Source organism: Fodinicola acaciae (assembly GCF_010993745.1).
Taxonomy (GTDB): domain Bacteria; phylum Actinomycetota; class Actinomycetes; order Mycobacteriales; family HKI-0501; genus Fodinicola; species Fodinicola acaciae.
Map to the genome: position 1 here is coordinate 2302496 of NZ_WOTN01000001.1, position 19706 is coordinate 2322201.

Annotated in this window: 17 protein-coding genes; 7 read left to right on the forward strand and 10 right to left on the reverse strand. The window is 70.4% G+C overall.

Annotated elements, in window-relative coordinates; genetic code table 11:
• Window positions 1-40: 40 nt before the first annotated feature.
• Entirely contained in the window at window positions 41-898 is an 858-nt protein-coding gene (locus GNX95_RS10700) for a polysaccharide deacetylase family protein (protein ID WP_222853503.1), read from the forward strand.
• 3 nt (window positions 899-901) lie between these two features.
• On the opposite strand, the gene GNX95_RS10705 is transcribed toward GNX95_RS10700, so the two are convergent.
• The 4 genes from GNX95_RS10705 to GNX95_RS10720 all read right to left on the reverse strand — a co-directional run bounded on the left by GNX95_RS10705 (window position 902) and on the right by GNX95_RS10720 (window position 5735).
• Window positions 902-4240: a hypothetical protein gene (locus GNX95_RS10705; RefSeq protein ID WP_163506937.1), complete on the reverse strand. Its 3339-nt coding sequence runs from the start codon at window positions 4238-4240 to the stop codon at window positions 902-904.
• 16 nt (window positions 4241-4256) lie between these two features.
• Window positions 4257-4796, reverse strand: coding sequence for an HIT family protein (locus GNX95_RS10710; RefSeq protein ID WP_163506938.1), 540 nt, complete (start codon window positions 4794-4796; stop codon window positions 4257-4259).
• Between the two features lie 87 nt (window positions 4797-4883).
• Complete coding sequence (locus GNX95_RS10715) at window positions 4884-5351, reverse strand: GNAT family N-acetyltransferase (RefSeq protein ID WP_163506939.1); 468 nt, start codon at window positions 5349-5351, stop codon at window positions 4884-4886.
• A 123-nt stretch (window positions 5352-5474) separates the two neighbouring features.
• Entirely contained in the window at window positions 5475-5735 is a 261-nt protein-coding gene (locus GNX95_RS10720; protein ID WP_163506940.1) for a hypothetical protein, read from the reverse strand.
• Window positions 5736-6023: 288 nt separating this feature from the next.
• On the opposite strand from GNX95_RS10720, the gene GNX95_RS10725 reads away from it, so the two are divergent.
• Together GNX95_RS10725 and GNX95_RS10730 are read left to right on the forward strand one after the other, a co-directional pair.
• Window positions 6024-7100: a helix-turn-helix domain-containing protein gene (locus tag GNX95_RS10725; RefSeq protein WP_163506941.1), complete on the forward strand. Its 1077-nt coding sequence runs from the start codon at window positions 6024-6026 to the stop codon at window positions 7098-7100.
• Window positions 7101-7142: 42 nt separating this feature from the next.
• Complete coding sequence (locus tag GNX95_RS10730) at window positions 7143-8375, forward strand: hypothetical protein (RefSeq protein ID WP_163506942.1); 1233 nt, start codon at window positions 7143-7145, stop codon at window positions 8373-8375.
• 97 nt (window positions 8376-8472) lie between these two features.
• On the opposite strand, the gene thrS is transcribed toward GNX95_RS10730, so the two are convergent.
• The 3 genes from thrS to GNX95_RS10745 form a co-directional block, all read right to left on the reverse strand.
• Complete coding sequence (gene thrS / locus GNX95_RS10735) at window positions 8473-10458, reverse strand: threonine--tRNA ligase (RefSeq protein ID WP_222853654.1); 1986 nt, start codon at window positions 10456-10458, stop codon at window positions 8473-8475.
• A 97-nt stretch (window positions 10459-10555) separates the two neighbouring features.
• The gene (locus GNX95_RS10740; protein ID WP_163506943.1) at window positions 10556-10915 is read right to left on the reverse strand and encodes a cupin domain-containing protein; all 360 of its coding nucleotides are present in this window, start codon (window positions 10913-10915) and stop codon (window positions 10556-10558) included.
• Entirely contained in the window at window positions 10908-12038 is a 1131-nt protein-coding gene (locus GNX95_RS10745; protein WP_163506944.1) for a Gfo/Idh/MocA family protein, read from the reverse strand. The genes GNX95_RS10740 and GNX95_RS10745 overlap by 8 nt, the downstream gene beginning before the upstream one ends.
• Before the next feature lie 221 nt (window positions 12039-12259).
• Between GNX95_RS10745 and GNX95_RS10750 the strand changes: the two genes are divergently transcribed.
• Genes GNX95_RS10750 through GNX95_RS10765 form a run of 4 tightly spaced genes read left to right on the forward strand, consistent with a single transcriptional unit; the run spans window position 12260 to window position 15984 of the window.
• A complete protein-coding gene (locus tag GNX95_RS10750; protein WP_163507985.1) occupies window positions 12260-13645 on the forward strand; it encodes an amino acid permease in 1386 nt (461 codons plus the stop codon).
• Entirely contained in the window at window positions 13642-14568 is a 927-nt protein-coding gene (locus GNX95_RS10755) for a universal stress protein (protein ID WP_163506945.1), read from the forward strand. The genes GNX95_RS10750 and GNX95_RS10755 overlap by 4 nt, the downstream gene beginning before the upstream one ends.
• A 47-nt stretch (window positions 14569-14615) precedes the next feature.
• On the forward strand, window positions 14616-15125 hold the full coding sequence (locus GNX95_RS10760; RefSeq protein ID WP_163506946.1) for a GNAT family N-acetyltransferase: 510 nt from the start codon (window positions 14616-14618) through the stop codon (window positions 15123-15125).
• Window positions 15126-15129: 4 nt separating this feature from the next.
• The gene (locus GNX95_RS10765) at window positions 15130-15984 is read left to right on the forward strand and encodes a dimethylarginine dimethylaminohydrolase family protein (protein WP_163506947.1); all 855 of its coding nucleotides are present in this window, start codon (window positions 15130-15132) and stop codon (window positions 15982-15984) included.
• A gap of 3 nt (window positions 15985-15987) precedes the next feature.
• On the opposite strand, the gene GNX95_RS10770 is transcribed toward GNX95_RS10765, so the two are convergent.
• Genes GNX95_RS10770 through GNX95_RS10780 form a run of 3 tightly spaced genes read right to left on the reverse strand, consistent with a single transcriptional unit; the run spans window position 15988 to window position 19644 of the window.
• Entirely contained in the window at window positions 15988-17748 is a 1761-nt protein-coding gene (locus GNX95_RS10770; protein WP_163506948.1) for an SDR family oxidoreductase, read from the reverse strand.
• Window positions 17745-18599 (reverse strand): M24 family metallopeptidase, encoded by an 855-nt coding sequence (locus tag GNX95_RS10775; protein ID WP_163506949.1) that lies wholly within the window; start codon window positions 18597-18599, stop codon window positions 17745-17747. Before GNX95_RS10775 ends, GNX95_RS10770 begins: the two co-directional genes overlap by 4 nt.
• Window positions 18600-18609: 10 nt before the next feature.
• Window positions 18610-19644: a PDR/VanB family oxidoreductase gene (locus GNX95_RS10780; RefSeq protein WP_163506950.1), complete on the reverse strand. Its 1035-nt coding sequence runs from the start codon at window positions 19642-19644 to the stop codon at window positions 18610-18612.
• Window positions 19645-19706 lie beyond the last annotated feature (62 nt).

Here is a 19706-nt window from a genome sequence, read left to right on the forward strand (position 1 = left end):
AACGAAACTTGTCCAAGCGCGGCTGTCATGCTCGACTTTCGTGAGGTCCACACGGGGGTCGTACGGCCGGCTGTCCGCCGGTGCCGTGGTGGTGATCGCGCTCGCGATGGTCACCGGCTGCGGCTCCACTCCGCCAGCTCCGACACCGACAATGGCGCAACATCTCGCGGTGCCGAGTCCGACGCCTTCGAGCGACGGACAGGTCCCCGGCGCGACCGCCGCCGGCACGATCCCGCCGGTCATCTCGCACGGACCGGCGACCGGCCGGCGGATCGCGCTGACGTTCGACTCCAACATGACCGACCGGATGCTCGGCAAGCTCAACCGCGACCCGCGCATCTCGTACGCCAACACGCACGTCCTGGACGAGCTCGACCGGGCACACGCGCCGGCGACGTTCTTCCTGGCGAGCCTCTGGGTCCAGCGCTATCCGGCGGTGACCAGGCGGATCGCGGCGGACCCGCTCTTCGAGATCGCCAGCCACTCGTACGCGCACCACGGCTTCACCAGGACCTGCTATGACCTCGGCAGCCTGCCGGAGAGCCAGATGGCGGCGGACGTCGAGCGCTCGTTCGACGTACTGAAACCGTACGGCGGCCGGCAGACGCGCTATTTCCGGTTTCCCGGCGGCTGCTACGACCAGGCCGCGCTGCGCGCGATCGCGCCGGCCGGCTGCACGGTGATCCAGTACAGCGACGTGGCCGGCGACCCGTTCAACCACGACGTACGGTCGATCGAGCGCAACGTGCTGTCGAAGGCCGCGCCGGGCGGCATCGTCGTCATGCACATCACCGAGGCCAACGCGCCGGAGACACACAAGGCGCTGCCGGCGATCATCGCCGGCCTGCGGCAGCGCGGCTACCAGCTCGTCACGCTCTCCGACCTGCTGGGTCAGTGACCGCTATTCGCCGGCGGTGAAGACCGACCAGGCCGCGGCGCAGACGTCCTGCTCCGGATGGCGCCGCAGCCACCGCAGCGACGACACGACCTGCCCCGGCCAGCCGAGCCGCGCGCCGACGTACTTCGCGAGCTCCACGGCGACGAGGCCGCCGGCCAGGTCGCCGCGGCCGGGCAGCCGGTCGAGCGCCGGCTGGATCGCGGCCGGGTCGACGGCGCTCGGCTGGCTGCCCAGCATCCACGCGACCTCCTCGGCGGCGCGCGCTGCCAGCAGCGGCCGGTTCTTGGCCAGGTCGGCGATCTCGCCGAGCTGCGCGGCGCAGTTCTCGTCGTCGAACCGTACGTCCAGCACCAGCAGCCGTACCGCCAGCCAGCCGAACTCGGCGTCGGCTCGCAGGTCCTCCGCCGCCGCGCGCAACGGCTGACCGCGGCGAGCCCACAGCGGCGCGGCGGACCGTACGAGGCTGCCGAGCAGGTGCAGCCGCTGCCGTGCCGGCGCGTCGCGTTCGCGCTCCCCGTCGGCGTCATGCGCGGTGGCGGCGGTCAGCTCAGCGATCATTCCGGCCAGCAGCCGGTCGCTGCCGGCGGCCAGTCCTCGGCCGACCAGCGACCGCGCGGCGCCGCGCCACTGTGGGCAGTCGAGGTCGGTGACCATGCCGGCCAGCTCCGCGGCGACCTCCGGCGCGGCGGCGTGCCAGCGGTCGAGGCAGTCGCAGGCCACCGTTGCGACCTTGGCGTCCGGATGGCGGGCCAAGCCGGTCAGCAATCGCGCGAACCGGCCGCGGTGCCGCACCGGCAGCCGGTCCGGATCCGTACGCAGCAGCCGGATCGCAGCGTCCGGCGAGTCGGCGATCGACTGCTCCACCAGCTGCCAGGCGAGCACGTCGTCCAGATACGCCGTGGCCGCGGCCGCGATGGCGATCCGTACGTCCCGATGCTCGTTACGCCGATCCCAGGCGTCCGCCAGCGCCGGCAGCGCACCCGGCACGCGATAGTGGCCGACCAGCCGCGCGGCCTCCTTGCGCGCCGTCACCTTGGTGGCGCTCTGCAGCACCTCGGCGAGCACGGTGGCCAGCGAGTCCGGCGGCATCCAGCGCGCCAGCCGGCTCATCGTCGGCGTCGCGACCACCGACCGGTCGCCGTCCAGGAGGTCGACGATCACCCGCATCGCGGCCGCCGGCTTGCGCGACTCGGCGAGGCCGACGAGCGCCGCCGTCGCCACCGCCGGATCCGGATGGGTCAGCAGCTGCCTGGCCTCCGGCTCGTCGCCGGCCATCAGGGTGACCCTCGTGTACGCGACCTGCCAGCGGTCGTCGGCCGCGGTGAGGTCGGCGCGCGCCAGCAGCCGCGCGTACGCCGTCTGCTGTGTGGTCGTCCAGTGTGTCGCCGCGTACGGCGTCACCGGAGCCCACAGCCGCCCGCTGGTGCGGAACAGGCCGCGTACCGGAGCGCCGAACAGCACTTTGTCGAGCAGGTCGGTCCGTCGCGACGCCAGCTGGTCGAAGACCCCGGCGACCGTCGCCACCGACGGATCCCAGGCGAGCAGCTTCTCCAGCCAGTGATCGCGGTCCCGTGGCGAGGTCAGCAGCCAGCTGGCCGCGCGGCGAGCCATGCCTTCCTGGTCGAGCGACAACACCAGCTCGACCAGCTCCGGCAGCTCCTCGATGTCCCAGCCGCGGCGGCCGAGCGCTTCGGCGAAGTTCATCAGCGGCGCCGCGTTGGCGCGGTCCAGCGCGGCCACCAGATGACCGCGCGCCGCGTCGAAGAGCAGCCGCTCCTGTCCCGGGCGGAGCCGGTGCCGCAGGCCGCCGAGGTCCCACAGCTCACCGGTGCCGGCCCTGGCGCGCCGGCCGGTGGCGGTGCCCGCGACCCACTCCACCAGCCGCGGCCCGCAGTCCGGATGCTCGGTCAGAATCCGAATGGCGAGGGTGAGCAGCTGGTGCCAGGTCTGGCCGGACAGGTCGGCGGCGTTGAGCGCGTCCGTACGGATCGTCGTCAGGCCGTCGGCCGCGGCCTGGGTGAACATGGTGAGCGGCACGTCGTTCAGCGCCGCGACGACGGCTCCGCGCACCTTGTCCTGGTCGTTGCGCAGCCGGTCGAGGCCGGTCAGCAGGTCGGCGAACGCCTGCCGGTCGCGGCCGCGGCCGGCGCAGGCGATCAGCAGCGAATAGCCGAGCGCGCGCTGGTCGGCGTCGGCGGCCGCCGTCAACGACGTGAGCTTTCGGCGTGCCTCGGGCAGCGGCAGAAAGGCGGTGAGCCGCGCGGCCTGGTCCGGATCGGCCTTGACCGGCCGCAGCCGCAGCGTCCGGCGTGTCTCCTCGTGCCGGCGAGCCGCCGGCAGCAGGTCGAGCAGACCGTCCGAGAGGCGTACGGCGGCGATCTCCGTGCCGGCGACGATGCCGTCGAGGATCGCCGGACGGCGACGCGGCGCGACCGCGGCCAGCAGCTCCAGCACGCGACCGGAAAGCTCCTGGTCGCCGTCGATCGTCCGTACGACCCGGCCGAGCTCGATCACCGTCGCGTCGTCGAGGGCGGCAATCCGGCGTGCCTGCGACCGGGTCAGCCATCGTCCCCAGCCGGCGGTCCCGAGCCGGCCGGGTTGGCTCAGCAGGTTGACGGTCCGGCCGGCGCTCGCGCTGAGCAGCCGTCCCACGACAGCCGCCGGCAGCTCGCCGACCAGCGACCGCTCCAGCAGCCGCAGCAGGCCGGACGGCCGGTGGTCGGCCAACGCGGCGACCAGTTGGTGCCGGCGGCTCCACCAGCGCCGGCGACCGGTGTCGTCGAGGCCCTCCAGCTCCGCCTCCGCGTACGCCAGCACCGCGTCCGGATGGCGGCCGGCCAGCGCACTCCAGCCGCCGAGCGCGTGTCCGAGACGTGGCAGCCACTCGGCGACCGTCACCGGTCCGGCGGCCGGCAGGATCGTCGCGGCGGCCGCGTCACCCCACCACTGGCACACCTCCGGCAGCAGGTGGTCGGCCAGCGCCGTACGACGGCCGCGCCGCAGCTCGCGATAGACGGCCTTGCGGTGTCCGGCGGCCAGCCGCGGCAGCAGCTCGCCGATCTGGTCGTCCGAGGCGACCGGCAACGCTCGCGCCAGCGCCTCCTTGGCGACCACCGGATCGGGATCGCGGGCGGCCCACACGAGCTGGTCGACCGCACCGGCCGCGGCCGCCAGGCCGACCGCGACCTGCCGCTCGTACCGGCTGCCGTGGCCGCGCAGGTCGACGATCACCGACGGCAGCTCGGCGCGGTCGAGACCGGCGCCGACCTCGGCGATCCGACGTCTGCGGTCAGGATGGGACAGCCGCTCGAGCTCCTCGAGCAACTCCGTCGCGCGGCTCACCGCGAGGTCTCCGTGGTCAGGACGGCCAGGCCTCGGCGAGCAGTTGGCGCGTGTCGGACAGCAGCTGTGGCAACACGCGCGTGTGGCCGATGACCGGCATGAAGTTGGTGTCGCCACCCCACCGCGGCACGACGTGCTGGTGCAGGTGCTCGGCGATCCCGGCGCCGGCGACGGTCCCCTGGTTCATGCCGATGTTGAAGCCGTGCGGCTTGCTCACCGACCGGATCACCCGCATGGCCGTCCGCGTGAAGCCGGCCAGCTCGGCGACCTCCTCGTCGGTCAGGTCGGTGTAGTCGGGCACGTGCCGGTATGGCACCGCCATCAGGTGTCCGGGGTTGTACGGATAGAGGTTGAGCACCGCGTACACCAGCTTGCCGCGCGCCAGCACCAGGCCGTCCTGGTCGGACAGCTCCGGGATCGCGCAGAACGGACACGCGTCGCCGCGACCGGGACCGGAGACGTACGCGAGGCGGTGCGGTGTCCACATCCGCTGGAACGGGTCCGGCTCCCCCACCCCCGCCTGTTCGGTCGGCTCCGGCAGCTGTCCCGTTCCCATGGCCCGATCCTACGGTCGAGGTGCGAGCCCGAGCAGCCAACCGTACGCGGTCCGCCGAACTGTCCACTGTGGACAGTGTAGTGGCGGCTAGCCCCAGCAGGCGTGACTGGCCGCGCCGTTGAGGTTTTTCACGTAGACGACACAACTTTCCGGATGCCGGACGGTCCGGCCGTCGGCCAGGTATTCGATCCGGAACGTGTCGATCAACCCGCCGGACCACTGGTTGTAGTGCAGTGCCTTGTAAAGGTCGACGGCTTCCAGGTTGTCCGGGTCGACGCCGAGCACCACCCGGTGGTGGCCTTCGCGTACCAGCCACCGCTCGGCCTCGCGGATCAGCGTGCTGCCGACCCCGCGGCGCCGGCAGTCCGCGCGTACCCACAGGTTCATGATCAGCGGCGCGCCGGGAAGCGCGTCCCGGATCTCCTGTTCCTCGGCCGGTTCCAGCCAGATGTAGACGTGTCCCAGGATCGTGCCGTCGGCGGCGGCGATCAGCAACTCGCCGTTGCCTGCCTCCCGGCGGCGCAGCCGGTCCCGCAGCAGGCTCAGCTGGCTCACCTCGGCACCGGCGAGCGCGGACAGGTCGTCCGCGTTCGCCGGCCTGACAGTGAAGTTTCCAGTAATGCGGCCAGTTTACTTGTTCGAAGACGCGCACCATCGCGCGTTTTCCTACTTTTTACGTCAGTGCGTGACGGCCGTGACCAGGATGACCACGACCGCACCACCGACCACGACCAGCGTCAACGCGGTCATCACCACCATCCGGAACAGGTCGGCCACCAGGACCAACACCGGACGGATCCGGCGCAGGCCCCAGCCGACCAGCGCGACGACGGCCAGCACCAGCAGGCCGACGAACAGCAACGGCGACGGCGCCGCACCGGCGTCCGACGCGATGACCAGGTGATTTACCACGGCGTACGGGAGGGCTAACATCAACATCGCAAGACCTCGCTCGGCAGAAGCAGGCTTGTGGATTCACGGCACCTCTGGTGGCAGCCAGGGGTGCCGTACCCTTTTCGCGGCTTGTCGCCGCGGTCCAGTGGCGTCAGATCTCGCCACACGGCAGTGGAGGCGATCGCTGTCGATCCGGAAACTTCATCTGCCGCCCGCCCTTCAGTCAACTTCAGTGAATTAAGCTGAACAGGCTCGACACGAGCGTAAGCTTAAGTTGTCAACTGAAGCAAGCTGTAGTACACATAGGGGACGCAACGCGGCGGAAGGAGGGGGATGGCCTCCAACGCTGCTGCCGCCACGGCGCTGGCCCGGCGCCTGAAAGCACTCCGCACCGGCCGCGGCATCAAGCAGGCACAGCTCGCCAACGTGATGGGGGTCAGCGGTCCGCTGATCTCCGCCTGGGAGAACGCCGACAACCCCACCCCACCGCCGGTCGAGCGTCTGAAGACGTACGCGGAGCTCTTCGCCAGCACACGCTCCGCCGACGCGCGCCGGTGGCAGCCGGTGCCGGTCGCCGACCTGACCGGCGAGGAGCTGGCCCGGCGCGACGAGCTGGAAGCCGAGCTGCTCGAGCTGCGCGCCACGGCCACCGGCGAGGCGCCGCCGGCCACGCCGACCGAGATCAACCAGATCGGCGGCGGTCCGTGGCGGTTTCCCGACGGCGAGAACGTGACCATCGTCTGCGCTCAGCTGCCGGACGACATCCGCGGCAAGATGCCGTACGCGGATCCGGCGGACCCCGACTACGTGCGGCTCTACGACTACGCCGACCTGGACTCGCTGGTGGAGCTGTTCGGCCACGTACGCGCGACCAACCCGAACGCCAACGTGCGCTTCAAGCTGGCAAACCACCTCAGCGAGGACGACTACACCACCCACCTGATCATGCTGGGTGGCGTCGACTGGAACGTGGTCACCAGGCAGCTGCTGCGGTCGCTGCCGCTGCCGGTCAGGCAGGCCCGCCGCGAGGACGACACCGCCGAGGCCGCCTTCGAGGTGCGCACCGACGATGGCGTGACCCGGTTCTCGCCGCAGTTCGACGCCGACGAACGCAGGACACTGCGAGCGGACGTGGCGCAGTTCGTGCGAGGCCTCAACCCGTTCAACCGCAAACGCACGGTGACCATCTGCAACGGCATGTACGGCCAGGGGACCTACGGCGCGGTGCGAGCGCTGACCGACGTGCGGTTCCGTGACCGTAACGGTGCCTACATCGCGTCGGAGTTTCCGGCCGCCTGGACCTACAGCCTGCTTTTCCGCGTCGGCATCTTCGAGGCCATCGCGCTGACACCGGACTGGACGGCCCCCGGTACGGTGCTGCACAAGTGGTCGGAGCCGCCGAATGCCTAGCGTCCCGAGTCGACCCACCGAGGCCGTTGGAGGCCATGTCCAGTGAACGGCGTCAACGTCGATGCCTCGCGAGAGCAGATCGGCCACCACAGTTCGCACACGCACCTGCTCGCACCGGCACCGGTCGCGCTGGACCCCTCCGATCGCATCGACGCGATCGTCGTTCCGACCGTACGGCCGACCAGAAACCTGCGTAATGCGATAGCGCTGGCCAGAAACCTCGAATGCGCGCTCGTCGTGCTCTGCAGCCGAAACGCCAGAGCGCGACAGGCGGTGCGCTATGCGACCGACGTTCCGGGCTTCATGGCGCTGGACATCGCCAAGCCGCGCGTGCCGGCGTTCGCCACCTCCACCCTGCCGGTCAACCAGAAGCTGCGGCGGCCCACCGACACCAGCCTCAAGCGCAACGTCGGACTCGCGGTCGCCGCTATGGCCGGCTGGCAGCGAATCCTGTTCCTCGACGACGACATCACCGTGCCAAGCCCGCGCAGCGTACGCACGGCCGCCGGCCTGCTGGACAGTTTCGCCGCCGTGGGACTGAAAAACACCGGCTTCCCGGACAACTCCGTGGTCTGTCACGCGTGGCGCGCCATCGGCGAGGAGCAGGAGACCTTCATCGGCGGCGGCGCACTGGCCGTGCCAGCCGGCCGGTCCGCCTCGTTTTTCCCCACCATCTACAACGAAGACTGGTTCTTCCTGGTCGACAGCGACCGGCTCAACCCGGTGACCGCGATGGGGTCGGTGAAGCAGGCGCCGTTCGACCCGTACGCGGATCCCGCCCGCGCCGGCTCGGAGGAGTTCGGCGACTGCCTGGCCGAAGGCGTGTTCGCGTTGCTGGACAACGGCCGGCCGGTGCACGACGCGGACGAGCCGTACTGGGAGGGATTCCTGGCGGCGCGCGCGGAGATGATCGCGACGATCCTCCGGCGCATCCCGGCGATTTCCTGTGGTGAGCAACAAAAGGAGCGGATGCGCCGCGCGCTGCGGGCCTCCCGCGACCGGCTGCGGATGATCACGCCGCGGATCTGCGTCCAGTATCTGGAGGCGCTGGAACGCGATCGCACCGTGTGGGCCGACTTTCTCAACGGCCTCCCACCGGCGCCGCCGGCGGAGGCGGCACGCATCCTCGGCCTGCATCCGGTCCTGCCCGAAAGTGAGCCGACGGCCGTAGGCAGGATTGCCGGCGTGGCGAGGATGCCGGCCTTCGACCGTGCCTTCGATGCCAAGCAGAGCCAGGAAACGCGGCTGGACGCCGAGGTCGGCGTCAGCGCGTAAGAGCCTGTTGGTAAACCCTGGCACGCGATAGCCGAGCACCATATTTTGCCAACAGGCTCCAAAACTCCGGCACAACGGGTGTGTGCCGGAGCTGCACTCAGACCTGTTTGCGGGTGGCGACCGCGTCGACGATCTCGGCGACCGCCTCGTCGATGGACACGCCGTTTTTCTGCGTACCGTCGCGATAACGGAAGCTGACCGCGTCCTTGTCGACGTCGTCGTCGCCGGCGATCAGCATGTACGGCACCTTCTGCTTCTGCGCCGTGCGGATCTTCTTCTGCATGCGGTCGTCGGAGGTGTCCACCTCGACCCGGATCCGCTTCTCGCGCAGCCGCGCGGCGACCTTCTCCAGGTGGTCGACGTGCGCGTCGGACACCGGGATGCCGACGACCTGGACCGGCGCGAGCCAGGGCGGGAAAGCACCGGCGTAGTGCTCCAGCAGGATGCCGAAGAAGCGTTCGATGGAGCCGAAGAGCGCGCGGTGGATCATCACCGGCTGCTTACGTGTGCCATCGGCGGCCTGGTATTCCAGCTCGAAGCGTTTCGGCTGGTTGAAGTCGAGCTGGATGGTCGACATCTGCCAGGTGCGGCCGAGCGCGTCGCGGGCCTGCACGGAGATCTTCGGACCGTAGAACGCCGCACCGCCGGGGTCCGGCACCAGCTCCAGGCCGGAGTCGAGCGCGGCCTGCCGCAGCGTCTCGGTGGCCTCCTCCCACTCCTGGTCGGAGCCGAGGAACTTCGGGCCGTCGCCACGGGTGGACAGCTCCAGGTAGAAGTCGTCCAGGCCGTAGTCGCGCAGCAGGTCGAGCACGAAGGCGAGCAGGCTGCGCAGCTCGCCGGGCATCTGCTCCTGCGTGCAGTAGATGTGCGAGTCGTCCATGGTGAGGCCGCGTACGCGGGTGAGACCGTGGACCACGCCGGACTTCTCGTAGCGGTAGACCGTGCCGAACTCGAACAGCCGCAGCGGCAGCTCCCGGTAGGACCGGCCGCGGGACCGGAACACCAGGTTGTGCATCGGGCAGTTCATCGCCTTCAGGTAGTACTCGGCGCCTTCCAGCTCCATCGGCGGGAACATCGTGTCGGCGTAGTACGGCAGGTGGCCCGAGGTCTCGAACAGGTGGCCCTTGGTGATGTGCGGCGTGTTGACGAACTCGTAGCCGGAGTCCTCGTGGCGTACGCGCGAGTAGTTCTCCAGCTCTCGGCGCACGATGCCGCCGCGCGGGTGGAAGACCGGCAGGCCGGAGCCGATCTCGTCAGGAAAGGAGAACAGGTCCAGCTCGGCGCCGAGCTTGCGGTGGTCGCGTTTCTCCGCCTCGGCGAGCAGCGCGAGGTAGTTCTTCAGCGCGTCGCGGCTCTCCCAGGCGGTGCCGTAGATCCGCTGCAACTGCGGGTTTTTCTCGCTTCCCCGCCAGTACGCGGCGGCCGAGCGCATCAGCTTGAACGCCGGGATGTGCCGGGTCGAGGGCAGGTGCGGACCGCGGCACAGGTCACCCCAGACCCGCTCGCCGGTCTTGCGGTCGAGGTTGTCGTACGCGGTCAGCTCGCCGCCACCGACCTCCATCACCTCGTCGGTGTCGACCTCCGACTTCAGGTCGACCAGCTCCAGCTTGTACGGCTCGGCCGCCAGCTCGGCCCTGGCTTCGTCGAGCGATGGATAGACGCGGCGGCGGAAGCGCTGGCCGGACTTGACGATGTCCCCCATCTTCTTCTCGATGGCGGCCAGGTCGTCCGGGGTGAACGGCTTCGGCACGTCGAAGTCGTAGTAGAAGCCGTCCTTGATCGGCGGCCCGATGCCGAGCCGTGCCTCGCCGAACAGCTCCTGCACGGCCTGCGCCATGACGTGCGCGGTCGAGTGCCGCAGGACCGCGCGGCCGTCGTCGGTGTCGATGGCCACCGCCTCGACGCGCTCCTCGGCGGCCGGCGTCCACTCCAGATCGCGCAGCTTGCCGTCGCTGTCGCGTACGACGACGATCGCCTGCGCGCCGGTCGTGGGCAGGCCCGCTTTCTCCACCGCCTCCGCCGCCGTCGTGCCGGCCGGCACCACGACGGTGGCGGACACGGCGGGACTGACGGATGCGGACACGGTGATCTCCCAGATTCGGTAGCGGTGCATGTGAAACTGCACGCCGATCGTATCCAGGCCGTCGACGACGCCCGCACGGGATTCCCCTGGCGCTCGCCTACTCGGGGACGACCTGGCGGTCCGCCGACGAGAACGCGATCACGAAGATCGCCTCGGCGGTGCCGATGTTGCGCGCGTTGTGTACGGCTCCACGGGGAATGCTGATCGTGTCGCCGGCTGTCATCCGTACGCGATCGTCGTCGACACTGTGCTCGATCGTGCCCTGCAGCACGTGCAGGACCTCGTCGCAGTTGGGGTGATGGTGACGCGGATTCTGCCGGCCAGGTCGGATGTAGCAGCGGCCGACGGTCATCTCGGTCGAGTTGCCCAGCCGGCCGGACACCATCCAGACCAGCCGCCCCCAGTCATGGTCCTCGACCTCGTTGTCGGCCGGCCGCGCCGGCACCACGTCACTCATTGGACTCTCCAGGTGCTCGATTGGCTGCTTGCGTGACATCCAATGGCAACGAATTGGACTCTCCCGTGGAGACGCGCCGGTAGGCGTCGAAGAGCCGCATGATGGCCAGCGAGTCCGCCAGCGTGCCCTTCTCCGGCGGCCGGCCGTCCCGTACGGCGTCGCAGAAGTGCTGGAGCTCCGGCACATAGCCGAGATAGAAGAGGTTCTTGTTGGACAGCTGGCCGAGCGAGAACTCCGGCTCCCAGTGCAGCGGCGCCGCCGCGTCGTCGACGAGGAAGCTGCCCGTGCGGCCGTACTCGCCGTGGCTGCCGCGCCGGTAGTACGTGAGCTTCACACCGTTGTCCAGCACGGCGTTGGCGCCGTCGCCGATGACCTCGACGCGCTCCAGCGGACTCGCCGGACCGATGCCGGCCGCCAGGTGCAGTGTGCCGACCGCGCCGGAGGCGAACCGCAGCATCGCCACGCTGGCGCCGGAGATGGGTTCCCATTGGAAACCCATCTCGGCGACCGGGCCCATCAGATAATGCAGGATCGCGGCCGGATGGTAGATGTGGTCGAGGAACCCACGCATCGCGTTGAGGTCGCGGCGCTGCTCCGGCGCCGGCAGGGCCTGCGGATAGCGCACGCTGATCGACGTCGGCCGGCCAAACTCCGGGCTGTGCACGATCGAGTGCAGCTTCTCCATCGCCGGAGCGAAGATCTTCTTCAGGCCGGTCATCACATACCGGCCGGTCGTCGCGCTGAGGTCGGCGAGCATCTCGACCTCGGCGACAGAGGCGGCGGTCGGCTTCTCCATCCACACGTGTACGCCGGCACGCAGGCAGTCCGCGGCGATCTCGGTCGCCTGCACGCGGCCGTCGTCGTGGTATCCGGTGACGATGAACGCGACGGTCGGCCGCTCGCGCTCCAGCATCTCGCGGTGATCGGTGTAGCTGGCCGCCGCGCCGAACATCCGCGCGTACGTCCCGGCCCGGTCGGCCTGCTGGTCGCACACGGCACGCAGGTCCACCGGGACGTACTGGAGGCTCGGATAGATGTTCCGGTAGGAGTGACCACCGGCCCCGACGAACACCGCGGACAGCCGGTCCGCGTACTCGAACTGGTAGGTGACCGCGTCGCTCATGCACTCTCCCGCCGGATCCGGTCCGTCACTCGTCTCACCCTAGGTCGGCGACCGGCGCCGCCGGCGATCCTGACTAGACCAGCGGCGTGCCGGTCCGGGGCTGGCGTACGCTGGCCGACCCTGGCGTGATTCCCGGCCGTCGAGGAGGATCCGTGGCCGATTCTCGACCCGCTCCGTCCCGCCTGCTGGCGGCGCTGGTCCGCCGCAAACCGGTCGCCACGATGGCCGCCGAGACCGGCGCGGACACCGGCGGCGGACAGCTGAGCCGGTCGATCGGACTGTTCCAGCTCTCCACCATCGGCATCGGTGCGGTCATCGGCACCGGCATCTTCTTCGTGCTGTCGCAGGCCGTGCCGATGGCCGGCCCGGCGGTGGTCTGGTCGTTCGTGATCGCCGCGGTCGTCGCCGGCCTGACCGCAGTCTGCTACGCCGAGCTGGCCAGCGCCGTGCCGGTCTCCGGCTCGTCGTACTCCTACGCGTACGCGACCATGGGCGAGCTCGCCGCGATGGTCGTGGCCGCATGTCTGCTGCTGGAGTACGGCGTGTCCACCGCCGCCGTGGCGGTCGGCTGGTCGCAGTATCTGAACCAACTGCTGGACAACCTGTTCGGCCTGCGGCTGCCGGAACTGCTGGCCTCCGCGCCGAACGAAGGCGGCATCGTCAACCTGCCGGCGGTCGTGCTGGTGGCGCTGTGCGCGCTGCTGCTGATCCGCGGCACGAGCGAGTCCGCGCGGGTCAACGCGACCATGGTGATGATCAAGATCGCCGTGCTGGCGCTGTTCGTGGTGCTCGGCATCGCCGGATGGAAAGCCGACAACCTGGCCAACTTCGCGCCGTACGGCCTGGCCGGCGTGATCGGCGCGTCCGGCGTCATCTTCTTCACCTTCGTCGGCCTGGACGCGGTGTCGACGGCCGGCGAGGAGGTGAAGAACCCTCGGCGGACGATGCCGCTGGCGATCCTGATCGCGCTCGGCGCGGTGACCGCCGTCTACGTCCTGGTCGCCGTCGTCGCGGTCGCCGCTCAGCCGTCCGCGAGGTTCAAGGACCAGGAGGCCGGACTGGCCGCGATCCTGCAGAACATCGTCGGCGCCAGTTGGCCGGGGACCGTACTGGCGGCCGGCGCGATCATCTCGATCTTCAGCGTCACGCTGGTGACGCTCTACGGCCAGACGCGCATCCTGTTCGCGATGAGCCGCGACGGTCTCGCGCCGAAGGTGTTCCGCCGGGTCAACGCCCGTACGGTCACGCCGGTCCGGAACACGCTCATCGTGTCCGTCGCGGTGGCGGTGCTGGCCGGCCTGATCCCGATCGACTTCCTGTCCGAGATGACCAGCATCGGCACGCTCGTCGCGTTCATCGTGGTCTCGATCGGCGTGATCGTGCTGCGGTTCACCGCGCCAGACCTGCCACGCGGCTTCAAGGTGCCCGGCTATCCGGTCACGCCGGTCCTGTCGGTGCTCGGCTGCCTGGTCATCATCCGCAACCTGCGGCCGGTCACCATCCTGGCCTTCGTCGTGTGGACCGCCGTCGTCCTGGTCTGGTATTTCAGCTGGGGGATCCGGCATTCCGAGCTGGCGAAGGCCGAGCGCGACGAGGTGTCGTCATGACCGTCGTCGTCGGTCTCCCCCGTGGCCAACGTGCCTCCGCCGCTCTGCATTTGGCCGCGCTGCTGGCACGCTCCAGCGGCGACAGCCTCGTCGTCTGCGCGGTGGCGCCGGCGGCGTGGCCGCCTGGCCCGGCTCGCGTCGACGAGGAATACCAGCAGTACGTCGAGAAGACCAACCGCGAGGCGCTGGAGTCGGCCGGCCTGGTGCTGCCGTCCGACCTCGACATCATCCTGGAGAGCACGCGGGCCAGGTCGGTGCCGGCCGGTCTGCTGGAGACCGCCGCCAAGCACCGCGCCCGTGTGCTGGTGCTCGGCTCCACGTCGGTCGGCAGGGTCGGCCGGGTCTCGCTCGGCGGCGTAGCCGACCAGGTGCTGCACAGTGCGCCGGTGCCGGTGGCGTTGACACCGTACGGCTTCCGCGCCGAGCCGGACACGACCGTACGCCGGATCACCGCGAGCTATGGCGCGACCAGCGGCGCCGATCAGTTCGCGATCGCCGCAGCGGAGCTCGCCATCGAGCTCAATGCGGCACTGCGACTGGCGTCCTTCGCCGTACGCCCTGGTCCGGTCGTCTCGGCCGGCGTCGGTCTGCACGCCGAGGACACTGTCGTCGGCGAGTGGCGCGATCACATCGAGCAGCTGCATCACCGGGCGCTGACAAGGCTCGCCAGCCGTCCGGCGGTGCCCCGTTCGGTGGACACGGCGGTCGGCTTCGGCGCGGACTGGCGAGAGGCCGTCGCCGACATCGGCTGGTCGACAGGAGACCTGCTCGCCGTCGGCTCCAGCTCGGTCGGACCGCTGTCCCGCGTCTTCCTCGGCTCGCGTGCCTCCAAGATCGTCCGCAACTCCCCAGCGCCGGTGCTCGTACTGCCGCGCGGCGCGGTCGACGACCTGACCGACCGCGCCGACCAGCCGCCGGCCTGACCGGAAAATCAGGTGGCCTGCGTACGCGATCTGGATACGGTTGCGCGGTGCCTGAGCTGAAGCGGCTGGACGCCGAACTTGGTCCAGCGGTCCTGGCCTTCGAACTGGCGAACCGCGCGTACTTCGCGGCCTCGATCTCCGACCGCGGCGACGACTACTACGAACGGTTCGCCGACTGGCACGGCGACATGCTCGCCGAGCAGGAGGGCGGCACCGGCGCCTTCTACGTGCTCGTCGGTGAGGATGGCGCGGTTCTCGGCCGGTTCAACCTTTATCGCATCGACGACGGGTCCGCCGATCTCGGTTATCGGGTCGCGCGGGAGGTCGCCGGCCGCGGAGTGGCGACCGCGGCGGTCCGGGACCTGTGCCGGCTGGCGGCCGAACGACACGGCCTGCGGAGGCTGCGCGCGGCCACCTCCAGCGCGAACATCGCGTCGCAGAAGGTGCTGGCCAAGGCCGGCTTCGTCGCGGTCGGTCCGGCCGATCCCGCCGACCTCGGTGGCAAGCCCGGCACCTGGTACGAGCGCGATCTGCGAGCGTTGCGCGCCATAGGCTGACCACATGGACTCGACTCACTACGGCGTGCGGTCGATGAGCGCACCGCTGCGGCGTGTGCTCCTCCGCAAGCCGTCCACGACAGGCAATTTCGCGGCGGCCGACTGGCGTACGCCCGATCCACGGCTGCTGATCGACCAGCACGAGGCATTCGCCACGCTGCTGGCCTCACTTGGCTGCGAGGTCGTGGTCGCCGACGCAGTCGACGGCCTTGTCGACTCCGTGTATGCACGCGATCCCGCGCTGGTCACCGGCCGCGGCGCGGTCCTGTTCCAGATGACCAAGCCGGTGCGCCAGCCGGAGCCGGAGCTGCTCGGCGCCGCCTTCGAACAGGCCGGCGTGCCGGTCATCGGCCGGCTCACCGGTGACGCGTACGCCGACGGCGGCGACTTCATCTGGCTCGACGAGCGGACGCTGGTGGTCGGCCGCAGCTATCGCACCAGCGAGTCGGCCGTGACGCAGCTGCGTGAGCTGCTGGCCCCTGAAGACGTCACGGTCGTCCCGGTGGACATCCCGCACGCCACCGGACCAGAGCACGTGCTGCACCTGATGTCGTTCATCTCGCCGGTCGCCGACGACCTCGCGGTGGTCTATCCGCCGCTCGCTCCGGTCAGCCTCATGCAGACGCTCGCCGCGCGCGGCATCACCATCGTGCCGGTGGACGACGAGGAATACCTGACGATGGGATGCAACGTCCTGGCCGTACGGCCGCGCGTCGCGGTGCTCGTCGACGGCAACCCGCGGATCCGCGCGGCGCTGGAGACACACGGCTGCCAGACGCACACGTACGACGGCTCCGACGTGTCGGTGAAAGGCGACGGCGGACCGACCTGTCTCACCGCACCGCTCTGGCGCGGCTGACCGTCAGAGGCCGATGCGCGCGGCGCGGCGCAGCACCGCCGGTGAGACGCGCGACAGCAGCCGCGCGACCTTCGCCTCCACGGTGACAGGCACGACCGCACGGCCGTGCCACACCGCGCGGACGATCTCCTTGGCCACGCCTTCGGGACCGAAGTTGCGCCGCGCGTACGCCTTGCTGACACGGGCGCGCTGGCGCTGCTGTTCCGCCTCCGGCATGGCCGAGAACGTGCTGGTCCGCGTGATGTTGGTGTTGACCATGCCCGGACAGATCGCCGAGACGCCGATGTCGTGGTCGGCCATCTCGGCCCGCAGGCAGTCCGACAGCATGAAGACGGCGGACTTGCTGGTCGCGTATGCGGTGAGCAGCTTCGTCGGCAGATACGCGGCGGCCGACGACACGTTGACGATGTGGCCGCCCTCGCCGCGCTCGGCCATCGCGGTGCCGAAGGCCTGGCAGCCGTAGATCACACCCCAGAGGTTGACGTCCAGGACGCGCTGCCACTCCTCGGTGGTGGTGTTGAGGAACGTGCCGGAGTGGCCGATGCCGGCGTTGTTCACCAGTACGTCCGGCACGCCGTGCGTCGCGATCACGTCGGCGGCCCATCCGTGCATTGCCTTCTCGTCGGCCACGTTCACCTCGTACGCGTGCGCCGGTGGTCCGACCAGGGCGGCCAGCGTGGCCGTACGCTCCGCCGCCGCCAGGTCGATGTCGCCCACGACGACCCTGGCGCCCAGCCGCGCGAAGGCGAGCGCGGTGGCGCGGCCGATGCCGCTGCCGGCACCGGTGACGACGACCAGCTTGCGGTCGAACGCGCGCTTCTTCGGCGCTCCGACGCGCGCTCGTGCGAGCTCCGGCGACGCGTCACCGCCGCCGACGTGGTCGATGAGCTCGGTGACCATCCGCGCCACCGCCGGCGCGTGCGTCAGCGGAGCCCAGTGCCGCGCCGCGAGACTGCGCCGCCACAGCCGTGGCGCGTGCATTTCCAGGTCCTCGCTGAGCGCCGCGGACACGTAGTGGTCGCCGCTCGGATGGATGACCTGCACCGGCACCTCGGTCGACCGTGGCCGCGGGTCACTCAACCGCGGCCGCATGTTGGCGCGATAGAGCGAGATGCCGCGTACCGCGTCGCTGGTCAGCGTCGGCGCCGGATGGCCGGCGCTGGGCCGCACGCCTTCGACCGTACGAAGAATGCGGCTCCACCTGGACGACAGGCCGAGCCGCCAGGCCAGCGGCGCGAGCACCGGCAGGTGGAAGGCCACGATGTACCAGGAGTGCAGCTGCTGCACGGCCAGCTGCCGCAGGTGCTTCGGCGTCGGGTTGGTGAGCCGGCGCTGGATCCACTCGCCGACGTGGTCGAGGCAGGGACCGGAGATCGACGTGTACGAGGCGATCCGCCGGTGCGCGCCGGGCTCGGTGACCGCTTCCCAGGCCTGGATCGACCCCCAGTCGTGGGCGACCACGTGCACCGGACGGTCGGGACTGACCGCGTCGGCGACGGCGAAGAAGTCGGCGGCCAGCCGGTCGAGCTGATAGCCGGCCTTGTCCTTCGGTGGCTCGGAGCCGCCGGCGCCGCGCACGTCGTAGGTCACGACGTTGAAGCGCTCGGACAGCTCGGCCACGACCTCGTCCCAGACGATGTGCGTGTCCGGATAGCCGTGCACCAGGACCACGGTCGGCGCGTCCGGATCGCCGGCCCGCTGCGGGGTCGTCCACACCGCCAGCCGGACCTCGCCGGACTGGACCGTCGTCGGCTCAGCGGTCACGCCGCACCATCCTGTCGTGTCAGCTCGCTCCACCCGCGTACGTGCGGAAGATCGTCGTCCAGCCAGTACGCCGGGTTGTCCGGATCGTCGGTGACGACCAGCAGCTCCTCGAACTTTATGCCGACATCGCCAAAGCCGATGTGCGGCTCGACGGCCCACAGGCCCGGCGTCGGCGCGTGCCGCGACGAGCGTCCGTCGGCCCACAGTGGCGAGCGCCCGTGCATCCGCTCGGAGATCAGCTCGCGACCGAGCGTCTGCAGGGTCCGTACGCCGAAGCCGAAGACCGTGAGGCCGCGCGGGCCCGCCGCCTTGATCCGCGTCACCTGGTGGCCGATGACCCGGCCCGGATAGACGCGGTGCCGGTTGTCGTAGCCGTGCCTGGCGATCAGCGCGTCCACGTCGGCATAGATGTCGTCCAGCGTCGCGCGTTCGCGTACGCGCCGCAGGATCAGGTCGCGGTATTCGCGCAGGTCGGCGAAGAGCTGGTCCCAGATCCGGTTGTCGCCGATCCGGCCGCCGTAGCCGATGTCGGCCGTGTAGCCGTCGATGACCGGCGCGCAGTCCAGCACGAACGGCATCCCCTCGCGGAGCGTGCGGCCGCTGGCGAAGAAGTCCAACGGGCCACGGAAATGCCGGAAGGCCGTACGGTCGCCGAACCAGGCGAACGGCACGTGGAAGAAGTCGTCGACGCCGCTCGCGACCAGCTCGTGCCGCAGCTTGCCGGCGGCCTGCCGCTCGGTGACGCCGGGCTCCAGCCAGTCGGCGACCTTCTGCGCACAGGCGTACGCGAGCTGCTGCGCCTCGCGGAAGCCCCCCAGATCGCGGTCGGTGTACGTGAACACGGCGGTCATGCGCATCCCCTCACAGGTCCAGCACAAGGCGGTCGCCGTGCACACGCGACACGCAGATCAACATGTCGCCGGCGGCGCGTTGCGCGTCGGTCAGCCGGCGGTCGCGGTGGTCGACCGGGTCGCTGCCTGGCAGCACGCGCGCTCGGCAGGTGCCGCAGAAACCCTGCTGGCAGGAGTACGCGACGTTCGGGCGCGCGTCGCGTACGACGCTGAGCACCGATCGGTCCGCCGGCACGCGGAGCACGCCGCCGCTGCGACGCAGTTCCACGTCGAGCGGCCGGCCGTCGACCACCGGCGGCGGCGAGAAGCGTTCGAAGTGCAGCGAGCGCGCGCCGGTCGCGCGGAAGCCTGCGCGTACGAGCGCCAGCATCGGCGCCGGACCGCAGCAGTAGACGCTGCCGCCGGCGGCCGCCCCGGCCAGCAGGTCGTCAACAGACGGGACGCCGTACTCGTCGTCTGGCCGGATGAACGCGCGGTCTCCCAGCCTCTCGAGTTCCCCGAGGAAACTCATCGACGCGCGCGTCCGGCCCGTGTAGACCAGTCGCCAGTCCAGCCCGCGGCGAGCCCCTTCCCGTGCCATCGGCAGGACCGGCGTTATGCCGATGCCGCCGGCGATCAGGAGCAGCGGTCCCTCGGCGACGAACGGAAAAGCGTTGCGCGGTCCGCGCACCGTCACGGTCTCGCCGGCTGTCAGGCGGTGGATCTCCCGCGATCCCCCGCCGCCTGTGGAGAGCCGGCGGACGGCGATCCGGTACGCGCGGCGATCCGCGGGGTCGCCACACAGCGAGTACTGCCGGCGACGACTGGACGGCAACGTGACGTCCAGATGGCAACCCGGCTGCCATGCCGGCAGCGGCCCGCCGTCCGGACGTACCAGCCGCAAGCTCACGACCTCGTCGGCCTCGACCCGGCGTTCGGCGATGCGCAGGCGCAGATCGGCCGGACCCGCACCGGGATCCGGCCTGCTGGAGCGGAAGAACCGGAGAGCGCGGGTGTAGCGGTCGCCGACCGCGGTCACCACGCTCAGCATCCGGTCCGGCGGCATGACACGCGGAATCTCTGTCTCGTGGAGTCGGCGGTCGGCCGCGGATGGCATCGCCGGCCGCC

Bases quoted from the DNA above. Each gene is read 5' to 3' on its own strand.
- GNX95_RS10740 (WP_163506943.1), bottom strand. From the start codon at position 10,915: ATGAGTGACGTGGTGCCGGCGCGGCCGGCCGACAACGAGGTCGAGGAC.
- GNX95_RS10775 (WP_163506949.1), bottom strand. From the start codon at position 18,599: ATGACCGCCGTGTTCACGTACACCGACCGCGATCTGGGGGGCTTCCGC.
- GNX95_RS10725 (WP_163506941.1), top strand. From the start codon at position 6,024: ATGGCCTCCAACGCTGCTGCCGCCACGGCGCTGGCCCGGCGCCTGAAA.
- GNX95_RS10750 (WP_163507985.1), top strand. From the start codon at position 12,260: ATGGCCGCCGAGACCGGCGCGGACACCGGCGGCGGACAGCTGAGCCGG.
- GNX95_RS10720 (WP_163506940.1), bottom strand. From the start codon at position 5,735: ATGTTGATGTTAGCCCTCCCGTACGCCGTGGTAAATCACCTGGTCATC.
- GNX95_RS10765 (WP_163506947.1), top strand. From the start codon at position 15,130: ATGGACTCGACTCACTACGGCGTGCGGTCGATGAGCGCACCGCTGCGG.
- GNX95_RS10780 (WP_163506950.1), bottom strand. From the start codon at position 19,644: ATGCCGCCGGACCGGATGCTGAGCGTGGTGACCGCGGTCGGCGACCGC.
- GNX95_RS10745 (WP_163506944.1), bottom strand. From the start codon at position 12,038: ATGAGCGACGCGGTCACCTACCAGTTCGAGTACGCGGACCGGCTGTCC.
- GNX95_RS10710 (WP_163506938.1), bottom strand. From the start codon at position 4,796: ATGGGAACGGGACAGCTGCCGGAGCCGACCGAACAGGCGGGGGTGGGG.
- GNX95_RS10755 (WP_163506945.1), top strand. From the start codon at position 13,642: ATGACCGTCGTCGTCGGTCTCCCCCGTGGCCAACGTGCCTCCGCCGCT.